Source organism: Archangium lansingense (assembly GCF_026626635.1).
Classification (GTDB): Bacteria; Myxococcota; Myxococcia; order Myxococcales; family Myxococcaceae; genus Archangium; species Archangium lansingense.
Genome location: NZ_JAPNKA010000001.1, coordinates 7,672,700 through 7,688,831, shown reverse-complemented (window position 1 = coordinate 7,688,831; position 16,132 = coordinate 7,672,700). Strand labels below are relative to the sequence as shown.

Below are 16,132 nucleotides of genomic sequence, written 5' to 3'. Positions count from 1 at the left end.
GGCTGGGAGGTGGTGGTTGGATGGCGGATGGGCCCGAATCGCGGTTAGAACGGGCCCCATGAAAAGGACCTTGCTGCGCCGCGTGCTCCTCTCACTGACAGTGTTGTTGGCCGTCACCGTGGGGGGCGTGGGCATCGGCGGCTGCATGTTCTCCGCTCCCACCTGGAAGGGGCCGAAGACGGACCACTTCGACGGGGAGCGCTTCGTCAACCTGGAGCCTCGCGAGCAGAAGGGCAGCTTCCTGGACTGGCAGCTCAACCGGAAGCCGGGCCCGTGGAAGGCGTGGAACGACGTGCCTCCCGGCGCGCCTCCTCCCGAGCGCGTGGCTCGCGGTGCCCTGCGCGTGACGTTCATCAACCACGCCACGGTGCTGCTGCAACTGGATGGACTCAACATCCTCACCGACCCCATCTACAGCGAGCGCTGCAGCCCCGTTTCCTTTGCCGGCCCCAAGCGGGTGCGGCCGCCGGGCATCCGCTTCGAGGACCTGCCCCCCATCGACGCGGTGGTGCTCAGCCACAACCACTACGACCACATGGATGTGTCCACGTTGCGGAAGCTCCAGGAGAAGTTCCCCGAGCTGCGTGTCTTCGCGGGCCTGGGCAACCGCGCCTTCCTCGAAGGCGAGGGCCTGAACCACATCACCGAGGTGGACTGGTGGCAGGAGTTCCCCCTGGCCCCTGAAGTGACGCTGGTGAGCGCGCGCACCCAGCACTTCTCCAACCGGGGCTTGTACGACCGGGGTGGCACACTCTGGACGGGCTACGTCTTCCGGGGCCCGCATGGGGCCACCTACTTCGCGGGGGACACGGGCTGGGGCCGGCAGTTCGCCGAGGCCCGGGAGCGTTTCGGCCCCATGCGTCTGGCGGTGCTGCCCATTGGTGCCTACAAGCCCGAGTGGTTCATGTCTCCGGTCCACGTGTCGCCGCGGGAGGCTGTCCAGGCCAGCGTGGACTTGGGAGCGCGTTACAGCGTCCCCATGCACTACGGCACCTTCAACCTCGCGGACGATGGTGAGGAGGAGCCGGTGGAGGACCTGAAGCGCGTGTTGGCGGAGCGGGGCGAGCAGGTCCCCGAGTGGTGGGTTTTGGGCTTCGGCGAGGGGCGCGACATCCCCGCGGTGGAAGCAGCCTCCGCTCCGATCGTGCCCGCGCCCGCGCCTTGAGCATTCGTGACCGCGGTCTTGGGAGTCAAGCGGTCCGAACTTGGGCGGGACGCGTCCGTGCCTTCAGGTGTACCCACACACCGTTCTTCGCGCGGATGCTGGTGCCAATGTGTATCCGGGCTTCTCGGCCGGGGATGGCGGACACGTCGTAGCGCTGGGCAATGCGGGCGAGGATGAGCTGTCCCTCCATCAACGAGAACTCCCTGCCGATGCACAGTCTCTGGCCGGCACCGAAGGGTATCCACGCCTGCTTGTGCCGCCCCTCGGAGCGCTCTGGCGTGAAGCGGTCCGGATCGAAGCGCTCCGGTTGCTCCCAGACGTCAGGGTTGTGGTGGATGAGGTACGTGAAGGCCACCACCATCTTCCCCGCTGGAATCCGGTAGCCGTCGATCTCGTCCTCCTCCGTCGCCGTGCGGGGAATCCAATACGCAGGCGGGTACAGCCGGAGCGACTCCTGCAACACATTGCGAGCATGGGTGAGCGGACGCAGATCGGCGAAGCCGGGCACCCGCTGGCCTAGCACCTCGTCCACTTCCGTCCGCAGCCGCTGGAAGACTTCCGGGTGGCGCGTCATGAGATGGAAGGCCCAGGCCAGACCCACCGCGGTGGTCTCGTAGCCGGCGACGAAGAGAGACACCGCTTCGTCCCGAAGCTGCGCGTTGGTCATCCGCTCGCCGGACTCCGTATCCACTGCGTGCAGCAACAGAGAAAGCAGGTTGTCCTCCTCGGCGCTTGCCCGTCCTCGCTCGATGATTCGCAAGACGACCTCATCGATGTACTGGACCGCCTGCTGGTAGCGGGCCCGGCCTGGGATGGGCAGCCACTCGGGCAGGGATTTCGTCATCATCCCCACCATCAGATAGTCAATGATGTAGGCCAGCGCCTGGCCCACCCGCTCTGCCTCGCCTGCCTCCAACCCGCTGCCAAACATCGCGCGGACCATCACGTTCATGGTCATCCGGGAGAAGGCCCCAGCGATGTCGAAGGGGGCGCCCGTTTTGGCCGCCTGCTCCCAGCTCGCGAGGCTTTCATCGATGGCCTCCACCATCTTCTCCGTCAGTGCGATCAGCCGCTGGTGGTGGAACGCGGGCTGGATCATGCGTCGCTGCCGCTTCCAGAACTCCCCCTCGCTCACCGGCAGCCCATTGCCCAGGAAGGTCCGCATCGACTCCCAGATGGCACCTCCCTTGAAATACTTCCGCGCGTGGTCCACCAGCACGTGCTGAACATGCCGCGGGTGGCTCAGGATGATGGCGTCGGAGAAGCCGAGATCCAGGGTGTAGATGTCGCCAAGACGTTGGCGGGCCGCCTCCAGGAACTCGAAGCGGTCCTTCAGCAGTCTCGGTAGTGCGCTGACGAGCGGAACGCCCGACACCTTCGGTGGCAATGCGAGTGCTGAATGATTCACTGCTGAGGATCCGTTGCGGCTCATGGTCTGTCCCCCCCGTTTCGTGGATGAAGCCCGGAGCGGTCTGCTCGTGAGCGCGTCAGCCTATCCTGAAAACCGGCGCCACCAGGTCCCTGGGCCTGGAGTGCCCCTCCAAGCGCTCCCGCCTCTTACTTGCTCCGGTCTCGTGTGCCAGACTCGCCGCACCTGAGGCCGGCAGGTTTTCGAGACGCTACGACATGATGAACACAACCCGCCGGAAGCTGCGCCACACCGTCGCCCGATGGTTGCTCCTCGCCCCTCTCTCTCTGCTCGCCGCTTGCGGCCAGGAGAACCCCTGCGACTCCAAGGAGAGCGGCTCCGGAAGCCAGCAGGATCGGTGGGTCACCGTCCCTCCGCGCTTACAGTTCCCCGACGGCAGCACCGTTGGCCCGGACACCACCTGCGAGCAGCTGTGCTCCGCGCTCTCCTCTTATATGGAGGGAGAGCCGTGCGGCGTCGAGTCAAGGGACTCCGCCAATGTTCCCACTGAAGTGACGTGCCGGCTGCCGGACCTCTGTGCTGGCCGCAGTCCCCAGAGCTGAGCAGCAAGGGGGCGTGCTGGGCGGCTGAGACCCACGGCCAGGCGCAAAAGGAGCCGCCCATGGGCCTGTGTGGCAGAATGATGGTTCATGTCTCCCCAGCCTGCGATCCGTGGCTTCGTCTGCAGGATGATCCTCGATGGGGCCCGGGCCTTACCCGCCGAGACACAGCGCCGGGTGTTGCCGCGGGTCCCCGAGCAGACACTCGCGCTCATTGAATCCGCCCCTCGGATGGGGTGGGTGCCCATCGAAGAGAGCATGAAGCTCACCGAGCCTCTCCACGCCGCGTTGGGTACTCCCGGCTTTCGCGAGTTCCTCTCCACGCAAGCGGAGCGCATGGCGTCCTATCCGCTGCTGCAGACCTTCTTCGATGGCTCGGTACGGCTCTTTGGTCTGGCGCCGCAGGCCCTGCTCAAGTGGTCCCCCTACGCGTGGGAGCAGTCGTTCCGCGACTGCGGGCGGCTCGTGTACCAGCCCCGCCAGGAATCGGCCGAGCGGGGCAGGGTGGAGATGAGGCTGGAGGATGTCCCGCCCCTCCTGCTGCTCGAGGGGACCTTCGCGCAGGCGCTCGCGGGTGCCTTCGAGATGTTCCTGCGCCGCTGCAATCGCAAGGGGCGGGTGGAACTGCGCGAGCAGGGTCCGCGCGCCACCCGCTTCGTCTACGACATCTCCTGGGAATAGCGCTCGGACGCCATTCGAGTCCGTTCGACGCGCGGGTGATTCACTACGACCCTTCGAGAAAGGAGCACACGATGAGTCGTCAGAGAGTGTTGCTGATGATGTTCGTCACGGGTCTGGTCGTCTTCCCGTCGGCTCGGACACACGGGCGCGAAGCTTCTCGAGGGCCTCGTCGTTGATGTCGGTCGCAACCACCTGTCCCGACAGCCCGACTGCATCGGAGAGTCGCAGCGTGAAGTAGCCGAGGTCGACCTCTTCGAACCAGAAGAGAGGGCACGGCAGGGGAGGGGAGAGGTTGAGGCGGACGTGAATCTGGCCCTGGATCTTCCTCCGTGGAACCCCGAGGATGCGCCCCCCCTCTCGGAGGAGTACGGCATATGTCACGGTTCTGGGGATTGTTTCTGGCGGTCACGGCGCTGGTGTTGGGGGGGTGTGGGGACGCGCGCCCGGTCTCGGATTCACCTCGGGGAGAGGTTCGTCAGGAACTGGCCGCTCCGACCCTCACGAGCTTCAGCCCGACGAGTGGTGAGGCCGGGTGGAGCACCATCACCTTGAACGGTACCGGCCTCACCGGGACGCGGGTGGTGCGCTTCAACGGTGTGGCTGCCGAATTCACGCGCTACAGCGACACGAGGGTGACGGCGAAAGTGCCCGATGGGGCTTTCTCCGGACCCATCACGATCGTCACGGACGCGGGCTCGGCGAGCTCCTCGACCTCCTTCACGGTGATTCCAGAGCCGGAGCCCACCGGTTTCTCGCCGCGGTATGGAGCCGCTGGCACCACGGTCACCCTCACCGGCAACAACCTGACGGGCGCGACAGAGGTCAGCTTCGACGGGGACGACGCCGCCTTCACGGTGGTCGACAGCACCCGCATCACCGCCACGGTTCCATCGGGCGCGACGACCGGAGAGCTGCGGGTGTACACGCCGGACGGGTCCGCCACATTCGGTGTCTTCACCGTGCTCAGCAGCGCCGCGCCCACCATCACGTCCTTCAGCCCGACCTCCGCGGGCCATGGCGAGCGCGTCACCCTCACCGGGACGGGTTTCACGGGGGCCACCTCGGTGAGCTTCAACGGGGCCGAGGCCTCGGTCTACGTGGAGAGCGACACCAGCCTCTACGTCTACGTCCCCACGGACGCGTCCACCGGTCGTCTCCGTGTGTACAACTCACAGGGCGTGGGGGTCTCGTCGTCCGACTTCACCATCCTGCCCGCCCTGCCAGCCCCTCGCATCACCGGTTTCAGTCCCACGTCCGGCCCTGTCGGTACGCTCGTCACCCTGAACGGCAGTGGCTTCACCGGTGCCACGGACGTCCGCCTGGGGAACACCTCGCTGGCCGTCACCCCCAATAGCGATACCCAGCTCACCGTCACCATCAAGACTGGGACCCTGAGCGGGACCTTCCGCGTTGACGCTCCGGGCGGACGGGCCACCTCCGACTCCAGCTTCTCCGTGCAGAGCACCAGCAGTCCCAGCCTGAGCAGCTTCTCTCCGAGTACCGGCTGGGTCGGAACCAGCGTCACCCTCGTTGGCGCGAACTTCACCGGCACCACCGAGGTCAGCTTCAACGGCACTCCCGCGACGAGCTTCTCGCTCAGTGGCGATTCGTACCTCTATGTCAACGTTCCGAGCGGTGCCACCAGTGGGCCCATCCGCGTGGTGAACACGAAGGGGCAAGTGGGTTCGCCCCCTTTCACCGTCCTGGCGGCGCCCACGCTCACCGGGTTCAGCCCCGCGAGCGGCGCGGTGGGGACCGTGGTGACGCTCACCGGCAGCGGCTTCGCGGGGTCCCCGAGCGTGCGGTTCGGGAGCGAGTACGCGGACGTCACCGTGGTGAGTGCCACGCAGCTGACCGCCATCGTTCCGGCAGGAGCCACGTCGGGCCAGCTACGGGTCTCCGTGGCGGGTCAGTCGCTCACCTCCACGGAGCGCTTCACGGTGCTCGGCAGCGCCGTGCCCACCCTCGCCCGTTTCTCTCCGACGAGCGGTGAGGAGGGCATCGATGTCATCATCGATGGGTCGAACTTCACCGGGGTGAGCCGGGTCGAGTTCAACGGAGTCCCGGCGTCATCCGTCTCCCTCACGAGCGATGGGCGGCTGAGTACGTCCGTGCCGACCGGTGCCAGCACCGGCCCCATCCGGGTCGTCACCAGCGCGGGGGCGGTTACTTCGAGCACGCCCTTTACCGTGCTCTCGAGGCCGGCCGTCACCAGCTTCACTCCCGCGCGCGGCACCATCGGCACCACGGTGACGCTCACCGGCACCGGTTTCACCCGGGTCCGCCGGGTGTGGTTCGAGACGTCACAGGACGCCACCTTCATGGTGGTCAGCGACACCGAGATGAAGCTCATCGTCCCTCCTGGGGCGCGCACCGGGCGGATCACGCTCGTCGGCGAGTCCTACAGCTACTCCGATGGCGAGTTCGTCGTGGATGCCAACAGCGCGCCCACCCTCACGCGCATCAGCCCTTCGGCGGGCGGCGTCGAAACGTTCGTCTACCTCTACGGCTCGGGGTTCACCGGTACTACGCGGGTGAGCTTCAACGGCATCCCGGCGAGGTACTTCTTCCCCTCCGGTGATGGCGCGTTGACCGTCCAGGTGCCGCCCGGAGCCACGAGCGGGCCCATCCAGGTCACCAACTCCGTGGGCAGCGCCACGTCCAGCACCTCCTTCACGGTCCTCCCACCGCCGGCCGTTACAGGCCTCTCACCGACGAGTGGCCCGGCCGGGACCCGGGTGACGCTCACCGGCACGGGCTTCGTCGGCACCAGCACCGTGCGCTTCGGAGGCGTCTCCTCCTCCCGGTTCGAGGTGCTGAGCGATACCCAGATGACCGCCGACGTGCCGAGCGGAGCGGTCTCCGGGCCCGTGACGCTCTCCGGAGCGGCGGGCAACTCCCTGGCTTCCGTGGACTTCACCGTGGTGAGCGGCTGTGCGCCCTTCATCACCGAGTTCTCTCCGGAAACCGGTGGGCCGAATGTCATGACCACGGTGCGGGGTGGCTGCTTCACCGGGACCACCCAGGTGCGCATCAATGGCACCCCGGCTCGGTTCGGGATGAGCTCAGGCACGTCCCTCTATTTCTGGATACCCGATGGAGCGACCTCGGGTCCCATCTCGGTGCAGAACTCTCTGGGCACCGCCACGTCGAGCCAGCCTTTCACGGTGGTTCCGGGACCGGTCATCTCCCGCATCTCGCCCACGAGCGGCCCGCCCGGCACCCAGGTGACGATCACCGGTACGGGCCTCGCCAGTACGTCTTGGGTGAGCGTGACGGGGGGCGGGGGCTCCTTCAAGGTCCTCGGCGACACGCAGGTCGTCTTCACCATCCCCTGGAGTGGGCGCACGGGTCCCATCTTGCTCCAGGCGAGCGGTGGCATGGCGGTCTCGACGGAGAGCTTCACCCTCCATGCCGTGAACGCGCCCACCCTCACCGGCTTCGCTCCGGCCCGGGCCGGCCTCGGTACAGAGGTGGTGCTCGAAGGCTCCGGCTTCACCGGGCTCACCGAGGTCCGTTTCAACGGGGTGAAGGCGGAGCTCTTCTCGTACACCGGGAGTGACACGCGGCTGTTCGTCGTGGTGCCTCTGGGAGCCACCACCGGTCCCATCACCGTGGTGAACACCCTGGGCAGCGCCACCTCCTCGGCCAGCCTCATCATCGACTCCGGGAGCGCCGTGTCGCTCACCGGCATCAGCCCCGCACGGGCCGCGGTGGGTGCCACCGTCGAGCTGTCCGGCACGAATCTGTCCGGGTGCCAGGCCCTCTTCCCCGGCCTCTCCAGTGGAGCCAGGGTCCTCTCCAATACGGGGACGCGGATGCAGGTCGTCGTGCCGGAGTCTTCGGCGTCCGGGGTCCTCCAGGTGCGCTGTGCCATGGGCGCGGCGTGGATCCATTTCGAGCTGGTGCCGCCACCGCGCATCACGGGCATCAGCCCGTTGACCGGCCCCTCCACCGGAGGGACGCGGGTCAACCTCACCGGCTCGGGCTTCGAGCCAGGTGCCACGGTGTCCTTCGGGGGGGTGGCGGCGAGCGGTGTCTCCGTGACGGATGCCGAGCACCTCACCGCCACGACTCCGGCGCACGCAGCGGGGGTCGTGGACGTGGTGGTCTCCAACCCGAGCGGGAGCAGCGTCACCCTGGGCGGGGGCTTCACGTATGAGAAGGCTCCCGCGCCGGTGCTCACGGGCGTCGCTCCAGGCTCCGGGCCGACGCGGGGAGGGAGTGCGCTCACGCTCACGGGCTCGAACTTCGTGGCAGGGGTCCGGGTGACCTTGGGCTCCGTCGAGGCCACCGATGTGACCGTCATCAGTGCCAACACCCTCACCGCCACGGCTCCGGCGCGCGCCGCGGGGCTCGTGGACGTGGCGGTCATCAATCCGGACGGGCAGTCCTCGGTGCTCGCCAAGGGGTTCACCTATCTGGTGCAGCCCGCGATTTCCTCCGTCACCCCGGATTGGGGCGAGAGCAACGGGGGCCAACGCGTGACCATCTCCGGCTCGGGCTTCCGGACCGGACTGAAGGTGCGCTTCGGTGGGGCGGAGGCCGCGGGCGTGTCCGTCCTCGGTGACACCTCGTTCTCGGCCTTCACGCCGGTGCATGCCCCGGGCGTCGTGGACGTGGAGGTGGAGAACGCGGATGGGCAGTCGGCCACGCGGGGCGGTGGCTTCACGTACGTTGCCTCGAGTGGACCGTCCCTTGCGTCCGTGAGCCCGAACACCGGCATGTCCTCGGGTGGAGAGTCCTTCACCCTGCGCGGCGGAAACTTCGCGCCCGGAGCCACCGTGCGCATGGGCGGCGCCAGCGCGACGAGCGTCACCGTGGTCGACTCCACCACCCTCACCGGGATCACGCCCGCGAATGCGCCGGGGACGGTGGACGTGGTGGTGCGCAACCCGGACGGGCAGACGGCCACGCTCGGTGCCTCCTTCACCTACAGCCTGTCCCCGGCGCCGGTGGTGATGGGGCTCGGCCCCAGCGAGGGCACGTCCAACGGTGGCACGCGGATCTTCCTCACCGGCAGGTACTTCGTTCCGGGCATCACGGTGCACGTCGGCGGGGTGCCGGCCACGGAGGTCTATGTGAACGATGCCACGTCGCTCGCCGCGACCACGCCCGCGCATGCGCCGGGGACGGTGGACGTGGTGGTGAAGGCTCCGGACGGGCAGATCGGCACGCTGGCGAACGGGTTCACGTACGTCGCGGCTCCCTCGCCGAGTCTCTCGGGCATCAGCCCCGGAAGTGGTCTGAGCTCCGGCGGGACGCGCGTCACGCTCACGGGGAGCAACTTCGCACCGGGTGCCACGGTGCTGATCGGCGGTGCGAGCGCCACCGAGGTGACGTGGGGGGCCTCCAACTCCCTCATGGCGACGACGAGCGCTCGGGCGGCGGGCACGGTGGACGTGGTGGTGAGGAACCCCGATGGGCAGCTGGCCTCGCTGCCCGGGGCCTACACGTACGAGCCCGTGCCTGCGCCGACCCTGGCCGCCATCAACCCGGGGCGCGGTCCCGCGACGGGAGGCACGCGCGTCACCCTCACCGGTGCCCACTTCGCGCCGGGAGCCCAGGTGCTCCTCGGGGACGTCGAGGCCTTGGCGGTGAGCGTGACCAGCGCGACGTCCCTCTCCGCGACCACGCCCGCGCACGCGCCGGGCAAGGTGGACGTGGTGGTGCGCAACGCGGACGGGCAGGGCGCCACCCTGGCGGGGGCCTTCACCTACGACGTGCCGCCTCCGCCCACGGTCGTCTCGGTGGCTCCGGGCAATGGCCTCTCGACAGGAGGGACGCGGGTAACCGTCACGGGGACCGGCTTCGGCCCGGGGGCTTCGGTGCGCTTCGGCGGCGCGGTCGCCAGCGGCGTCACCGTCACCAGTGACACCTCGCTCTCCGCGCTCCTCCCACCGCACGCGCCGGGCAAGGTGAATGTGGTGGTGCGCAACACCGATGGGCAGGAGGGCACCCTGGTCGGGGGCTTCACGTACGAGGCGGCTCCGGCCCCCACGCTCGTGGGGCGCTCACCGGTGCGCGGCTCGAGCAACGGCGGGACGGTGGTGACGCTCAGCGGTAGCGGTTTCGCTCCGGGCGCCAGCGTGACGTTCGGCGGTGTGGCGGCCCCAGTAGTGGAGGTGGCGAGTCCGAGCTCCCTCACGGCCACCACGCCGGCGCACGCAGCGGGACGGGTGGACATCACCGTCACCAATCCGGACGGGCAGGAGGCGACGTTGCCGGGGGCGTTCACCTATGAGGCGGCGCCTCTCCCGGTCCTCTCCTCCGTCTCGCCGACCGCGGGCCCGCCAGGGGGCGGCACATCGGTCACCCTGCGGGGCTCGGGCTTCGCGCCGGGCGCCACCGTGCGCTTCGGAGGCGTGGCGGCCACCTCGGTGCTCGTGGTGAGCGACACCTCCATCAGTACCCTCACGCCGGCCCACGAGTCGGGTTGGGTGGACGTGGAGGTCATCAACCCGGACGGGGGTCGGGCAGTCCAGGCGGGAGGTTTCCTCTACGAGGTGGACGGGCCCCCGACGGTCTCCTCCGTCAGCCCCAACACCGGCTCCACGAAGGGGGGGACCGCCATCACCGTTCGAGGCCTCAACTTCGCTCCCAACGCCCGAGTGACGCTCGGAGGGGCGGAGGCCACGAACGTCGTGGTGGCCAGCGCGACGTCCCTCACGGCCACCACACCTCCCCACGCCACGCCGGGGACGGTGGAGGTGTCCGTCCTCAACCCTGGTGGGGCCAACGGCCGGCTGGAGGGAGGCTTCACCTATACGGAGGAGCCGGGGCCGGGCGAGGGCGAAGGCAACGGCGGGGGGGGCGGAGGTTGCGCGGAAGTCCCTGGCCTGCCGGGGGCCGCGCCGTACCTCCTGCTCGGCTTGGCGCTGCGGCTGCGTCGGAGGGCTTCGCGGCGGTGAGCCCACGGCTGTAGATGCGAAGGGCCTGGAACCGGCTCGCGGCTCCAGGCCCTCGTTGCTCGGTTGTTCCAGCGGCTTCAGGCCGAGGGTGGCGCCCGCAGCCAGCAGACGAGGCCGTAGCCCAGCGGTGCGGCGGCCAGCAGCAGGCCGGCGAGGTCCACCACACCTTCTCCCAGATGGGGGACCCGCCCCCCGGGGCGCCATTCCTCGTGGCGCATTTATATCAGACTGATATATAGGGACGGCAGGAGGACACCGTGGCCAGAGAGAACACCTGCCAGTTCGCCATCCTGGGGATGCTGTGCCGGGAGCCCATGAGCGGTTACGGCCTGCGCCAGACCATCGAGCAGACGGTGGGGCACTTCTGGCAGGAGAGCTACGGCAACCTGTACCCGACGCTGGAGCGGATGGAGGCGGAGGGGCTGGTCGCGCTCGACCGGGAGGAGCATTCGCCGGGCGGGCGGGTGCGCAAGGTGTACCGGGTGACGGCGGACGGGCGGCGGGTGCTCTCGGAGTGGCTGCGGCGGCCGGTGGTGCCTCACGTGGAGCGCAACGAGCTGCTGCTCAAGCTCTTCTTCGGTGGCCGGGTGGGACCGGAGGACTCGCTGGCGCACGTGGAGCGCAGCCGGGCCGAGGCCGAGGGGCTGTTGGCCACGCTGCGGCTCATCGACGAGGACGTCCGCCGCTCGCGCGAGGGCCACCCGGAGCTGCCCTACTGGCACCTGTCCATTCGCGCGGGGTTGCTCGGCATGGAGGCGCACCTGCGTTGGTGCGACGAGGCCCAGGAGACGCTCCAGCGTCTGGCGCACACGAAGGATTCGAAGAAGAAGGGGGTAGTGGGATGAGCGGGAGAGAAGGCTCGCGGCGCGTGCAGGTGTTCCTGCCATGGCTCGCCCTGGTGGGCGGGGCCGGCATGTCGATGCTCTTGAACTCGCGGGGATCGCTGTTGCCCGGCTGGTTGATGGGCGCCTTGTTGCTCTTCTTCGTCCGCCAGCAGCGGCCGTGGGTGGGTTTCGTCGGCATCCTCTGCGTGAACACCCTGGCCACGGGCCTGGCGAACCTGGAGGTGTTCCCAGGGTCCGTCGCGGGCAGTTTCGGGATGGCGTTGGGTGGCGCGCTCTTCATGGCGCTGGTGTTCCTGGCGGACCGGCTCATCGTGGGGCCGAGGGCGTCCTTCGCGGGGACGCTCTTCCTGCCGGCGGCGATGACGTGGCTGGAGTTCTTCAGCAGTCAGGGCAGCCCGTTCGGCACCTGGGGCTCGCTGGCCTACACCCAGGCGAGCGCACCCGTGCTGGTGCAGCTCGTGTCGGTGACGGGACTGTGGGGCCTGACGTTCCTCCTGGTGTGGTTCTCCTCCGTGGCCAACTGGGCCTTCGAGCACCGGGACGAGGGGCGCCGCGTGCTGCCGGGAGTCGCGGTGTTCGCGGGCGTGCTCGGGGTCATCCTCGCTTTCGGCGCGCTGCGGCTGGCGAGGGCGGAGAGCGTGGGCGAGCCCGTGCGGGTCGCGGGCATCACGGTGGCGGGGGAGGTGGCCTCGGGACGCGAGGCGGGGCTGTCCAGGCTCATCCAGGGAGGGTCCTTTGGTGACGAGGACTGGCGAGCCTTCGCTGAAGCCTCGGGTACGGTGAACGAGGAGTTGTTGCGCCTGTCGGAGCGCGAGGCCGAGCGAGGGGCGAAGCTCATCCTCTGGTCCGAGGGCAACGCGGTGGTGCTGGCCGGGCAACTGCCGGCCCTGCTCTCCCGGGGGAGCGCCCTGGCGCGCGAGCGGAGCGTGTGGCTCGGCATGGCGGTGGCGAGCTTCGAGCCCTCGGAGGAGCGCATGTTGCGCAATGAGCTCATCCTGGTGGGGCCGGATGGGAACGTGGCCTGGCGCTACGTGAAGGCCCGGCCGGTCCCGGGGTGGGAGGCGGACCACTCCATTGCTGGGAGCCAGGAGGTGCCGGTGCTGCGCGACTCGAGCGTGGGGAACGTGGGGGGCGCCATTTGCTTCGATGGGGACTTCCCGGCGGATTTCGCCGACCCCACGTCGCGCGGGCTCGAGCTGCTCCTGCTGCCAGCGAGCGACTGGCGAGGCATCAGCTCGCCGCACATGCGGCAGGCGGTGTTCCGCGCGGTGGAGCAGGGCTTCAGCATGTTGCGGCAGGCGAACCAGGGCCTGTCGGTGGCGGTGGATGGCTACGGGCGCGTGTACGGCGAGCTGGACCACTTCACGGCGGAGGAGCGGGTGTTGCGCGCGGAACTGCCGGTGGGGCGGGTGCCCACGCTCTACGCGCGCATCGGCGATTCCGTGGGGCTGCTCTCTGGCCTGATCACGCTGGGGTGGGTGGGCTGGGCCGTCGTGAGGGGGCTTACCCGGCGGTGGCGTGCGCGTGAGGGGATTCGCGCGCAGCCAACCTGAGGATGGCCACGGCTTCAACTTCAAGATGAGGACGGGCGCCGGCCGCGGCGCCTTTTTTTTGCCCCGGCCCTCCCTTGACGCGTCCGGATGGCTCGTGTAGTTGAGATTGATACTGATTATCAATTTCAACTTGGCGGTGACCGCCGGGTGAGAGGAGCGAGACGTGGCGCGGAATACGGGACCTCGGGGCAGGGTGTGCCGCCGGCTGGGAGTGGCCTTGTCGAACATCACCGCGAAGGACCCGGACAAGGATCCCGTGTTGCGCCGGCCCTATCCGCCCGGACAGCACGGCGCGTCGGCGCGCCCCTCGGTGAGCGACTACGGGCAGCGCCTGCGCGAGAAGCAGAAGCTCAAGCTGTACTACGGGCTTTTGGAGGCCCAGTGCCGCAAGGCCTTCCTCGAGGCGCGCCGCTCGCCGGGCAACACGGGCACGGTGCTGCTGCAGCTGCTCGAGCGCCGGCTGGACGTGGTGGTGCTGCGCGCGGGGCTGGCCACGAGCATCCGCCAGGCGCGCCAGTTCGTGCGCCATGGCTACCTGCGCGTGGACGGGCGGCGCACCAACATCGCCAGCTACCGGGTGAAGGTGGGCTCCGAGGTTCGCTTCTCACCCGCGCACCGGGAGCTGCCCATCGTGAAGGAGTGCTTCGAGCGGATGAAGGGCCGGCAGGTGCCGGGCTACCTCGAGGTGCTCGACGGCGGCCAGGGCGTGCGCTGCGTGCGCGAGCCCGAGCGGGACGAGGTTCCCGTCACGCTCAACGTGCCCTTCATCGTGGAGTTCTACGCGCAGCGCGTCTGAGCCGCGCTCCTCGGCGCTTGGGCAGCGCGCCCAGGTAGGTGCGTGCTACTCCCAGATGAACTCGCGGCGGAGGACGCAGGCGGACAGGTGCCAGGACGTCGGTGCTCGGGCTGGTGGCCGGAGTCCGATGGCGGTTTCGTGGAATGCCATGGGGCTCGCGGTCGCCAAGGCCGCTCAGCACAAAACCGTGGGACTGCTGCACCAGAAGCTCTCGGCGAGGGCGTCTACGTGGGCGAGGTCGTCGTGCTCGGGCTCGTCAAGGGCACCGCGTTCGACTCCGGCCATGCGACGCTCGAGCCGTCGGCCATTGCCGAGAAGTTCTGGGAACTGCACCAGGGTTGCAAGGACGCCTCGGTCAACTTCTCGTAGCTGAGTGAGGTAGCGAGTCCGATGTCACACGACATCACCGGCTGGATTTCGGGAAAACCATTCCGAAATGCCAGCCATCTTCTCCTCGAATCCGGCACTGTTGTTGAAACTGAGGATTCCAGCGCGGTGTCGAGTGCGGTTCTCGAACGTGTGTACAGACCCACCGGGAATGAGGATGAACGCCCCTTTGGGAGCTTCGAACCTCTGGCCGTCGATCTCGACGCTCATTGTCCCATCGATGACGTACCAGGCATGATCGTCATCATGCGAATGCGCTGGTGGACCCTTCGTGTTGGCCTCGAGCCACCATTCGGAAACCGAGAAGGTGCCAGCGGTCTCATCGCCGTCAGCCTTGAAGATGCTGTTGATACGGCCCATGGGGTACCGGCGCCCAGCTCCAGGTGCGAGGTAGATTGGCGTTCGCTTCTTGATTGTCACCTTTCCCATATAGGCGAGATTCCCAGGGCCCACAAATCGGCCAGGGATCCGGATAATCGTCCCAGCGGCGGCATGTTCACACCATCAAGAGACTTGTACCTCCCATGAACTGGAAACTCGGCCTTCTGCTCGCAGGAGTCTCGCTCGGCGCGGCATGCATCCGGCCGGTCCCGCCGGAAGACGACATCCTTGATGCCGGTGACGACGGTGGAGGTGGCGACGCCGGTGAGGACGGCGGTGGAGCGGTGGACGGCGGCGTGATCCTGGCGGGCTGCGCCCTCGACGAAGCCGACGCTCCCCCTCGGGATGTCGATGCAGGGCTGCCGCGTTGCGGACTGCCCGAGTCGGTGGGTGGCTCGCGCATCAAGGTGAAGGTGCTCGTCGAGCCCGGCGGCGCGGAGCTCCCCCGCGGGTACTTCGACGTGCTTCGCGGAGAAGATTGCCGCGTGATCCGCACGCCGAAGGGCATCGGCTGCCTGCCCCTGACCCTCAGTCCCTGGTGCACCGATGCGTCGCTCGACGATCACGTGCGACTGAGCAGGGAGCAGGAGCCGATCGGCTCGGGGCTGGCCGTGACGGCCTTCGTCGGCGAGGACGGCTCGCGACTCTACGACGAGTTCTTCACCGACCTCCGGCATGAGACCGAGGTTCGGATCGACGGGTCCGCGCTCATGCCAATGCCTTTCTTCCTGCACTATCAGTCGAGGCTTGACTGCACCGTCGACCTCGCTTTTCAGGAATGTCCCTTCGACGGCAAGTTCGTCTCGAATCAGGGACGGATTCATCGCGCATGCAGCGGTGACTTCCTGGCGCACCATCGCTGTGAATTCCAGCCCCCGCGCATGTGTGGCGAGGCGCCTTGTCAGTACAAACCTCCCTTCGCGCACACGATGGTTCGTTTCGGCAGTGAGATTCCTCTCAGCGTCTGGCAGCCGATTCCTGTCACGAAGGTGAAGCTCGGGACGGGCCGCTTCCGCTACACCGCCTACGAGGTCGCGTGTGCGCAGGTCCCGGTCCTCCGCGAGCCGCTCGAGGACACCCTCCGGGGGGGCCGGCCTTGCTGGCCGAAGAGCGGGCCGGACGGCGGTATGTTCTGCAGACCCGACATCAGCGGAGTGGTCGCATACCTCGACCCTCAGTGCACCCAGCGGGTCGCCAGGGTCTTCTTCTCGAAGACGGACCCGGTCCTCGTCGAGGAAGGGCCCAGGCAGGGCATGGAGTACTTCCCGGAGCACCCGGAGCACTTCTATGAGGTGCAACCCCGGGATGCGGGCGTCGGCAGCGGGACGGTCTACTTCGTGTCGACGGACGGGGGCTGCGTCGAGGGGGGCACGACGAGCTACCGGCAGCTCGGCGAAGAGGTGCCGTTCGAGACGTTCGGCAGGCTGGACGTCGAGCTCCGGTAG

Annotated in this window: 13 protein-coding genes; 9 read left to right on the top strand and 4 right to left on the bottom strand. The window is 68.4% G+C overall.

Annotated elements, in window-relative coordinates:
• The first annotated feature begins 58 nt into the window (after positions 1-58).
• Positions 59-1,165, top strand: a complete 1,107-nt coding sequence (locus OV287_RS30700; protein ID WP_267537600.1) for an MBL fold metallo-hydrolase — start codon at positions 59-61, stop codon at positions 1,163-1,165.
• 25 nt (positions 1,166-1,190) lie between these two features.
• On the opposite strand, the gene OV287_RS30695 is transcribed toward OV287_RS30700, so the two are convergent.
• The gene (locus tag OV287_RS30695) at positions 1,191-2,573 is read right to left on the bottom strand and encodes a cytochrome P450 (protein WP_267537599.1); all 1,383 of its coding nucleotides are present in this window, start codon (positions 2,571-2,573) and stop codon (positions 1,191-1,193) included.
• A 218-nt stretch (positions 2,574-2,791) separates the two neighbouring features.
• Here OV287_RS30695 and OV287_RS30690 point away from each other — a divergent pair, with 218 nt between their 5' ends.
• Positions 2,792-3,136 (top strand): hypothetical protein, encoded by a 345-nt coding sequence (locus tag OV287_RS30690; RefSeq protein ID WP_267537598.1) that lies wholly within the window; start codon positions 2,792-2,794, stop codon positions 3,134-3,136.
• Positions 3,137-3,223: 87 nt separating this feature from the next.
• Positions 3,224-3,814 carry a hypothetical protein gene (locus OV287_RS30685; protein ID WP_267537597.1) on the top strand — a complete coding sequence of 197 codons (591 nt, stop codon included), beginning with the start codon at positions 3,224-3,226 and terminating at the stop codon, positions 3,812-3,814.
• 105 nt (positions 3,815-3,919) lie between these two features.
• On the opposite strand, the gene OV287_RS30680 is transcribed toward OV287_RS30685, so the two are convergent.
• Positions 3,920-4,195: a class I SAM-dependent methyltransferase gene (locus tag OV287_RS30680; protein ID WP_267537596.1), complete on the bottom strand. Its 276-nt coding sequence runs from the start codon at positions 4,193-4,195 to the stop codon at positions 3,920-3,922.
• On the opposite strand from OV287_RS30680, the gene OV287_RS30675 reads away from it, so the two are divergent.
• Positions 4,189-10,725, top strand: coding sequence for an IPT/TIG domain-containing protein (locus OV287_RS30675; protein WP_267537595.1), 6,537 nt, complete (start codon positions 4,189-4,191; stop codon positions 10,723-10,725). The two genes, OV287_RS30680 and OV287_RS30675, sit on opposite strands and share 7 nt — an antisense overlap.
• Positions 10,726-10,802: 77 nt before the next feature.
• Here the strand turns inward: OV287_RS30675 and OV287_RS30670 are convergent, their stop codons facing one another.
• Positions 10,803-10,943: a hypothetical protein gene (locus OV287_RS30670; RefSeq protein ID WP_267537594.1), complete on the bottom strand. Its 141-nt coding sequence runs from the start codon at positions 10,941-10,943 to the stop codon at positions 10,803-10,805.
• 39 nt (positions 10,944-10,982) lie between these two features.
• On the opposite strand from OV287_RS30670, the gene OV287_RS30665 reads away from it, so the two are divergent.
• From OV287_RS30665 to OV287_RS30650, 4 genes are all read left to right on the top strand, one after another.
• Positions 10,983-11,570, top strand: a complete 588-nt coding sequence (locus OV287_RS30665) for a PadR family transcriptional regulator (RefSeq protein WP_267537593.1) — start codon at positions 10,983-10,985, stop codon at positions 11,568-11,570.
• Positions 11,567-13,123 carry a nitrilase-related carbon-nitrogen hydrolase gene (locus OV287_RS30660; protein ID WP_267537592.1) on the top strand — a complete coding sequence of 519 codons (1,557 nt, stop codon included), beginning with the start codon at positions 11,567-11,569 and terminating at the stop codon, positions 13,121-13,123. Before OV287_RS30665 ends, OV287_RS30660 begins: the two co-directional genes overlap by 4 nt.
• A gap of 163 nt (positions 13,124-13,286) precedes the next feature.
• Positions 13,287-13,919 (top strand): 30S ribosomal protein S4, encoded by a 633-nt coding sequence (gene rpsD, locus OV287_RS30655; protein ID WP_267537591.1) that lies wholly within the window; start codon positions 13,287-13,289, stop codon positions 13,917-13,919.
• A 228-nt stretch (positions 13,920-14,147) separates the two neighbouring features.
• The gene (locus tag OV287_RS30650) at positions 14,148-14,288 is read left to right on the top strand and encodes a hypothetical protein (protein WP_267537590.1); all 141 of its coding nucleotides are present in this window, start codon (positions 14,148-14,150) and stop codon (positions 14,286-14,288) included.
• A gap of 24 nt (positions 14,289-14,312) precedes the next feature.
• Here the strand turns inward: OV287_RS30650 and OV287_RS30645 are convergent, their stop codons facing one another.
• The gene (locus OV287_RS30645; protein ID WP_267537589.1) at positions 14,313-14,666 is read right to left on the bottom strand and encodes a cupin domain-containing protein; all 354 of its coding nucleotides are present in this window, start codon (positions 14,664-14,666) and stop codon (positions 14,313-14,315) included.
• A 164-nt stretch (positions 14,667-14,830) separates the two neighbouring features.
• On the opposite strand from OV287_RS30645, the gene OV287_RS30640 reads away from it, so the two are divergent.
• The gene (locus OV287_RS30640) at positions 14,831-16,132 is read left to right on the top strand and encodes a hypothetical protein (RefSeq protein ID WP_267537588.1); all 1,302 of its coding nucleotides are present in this window, start codon (positions 14,831-14,833) and stop codon (positions 16,130-16,132) included.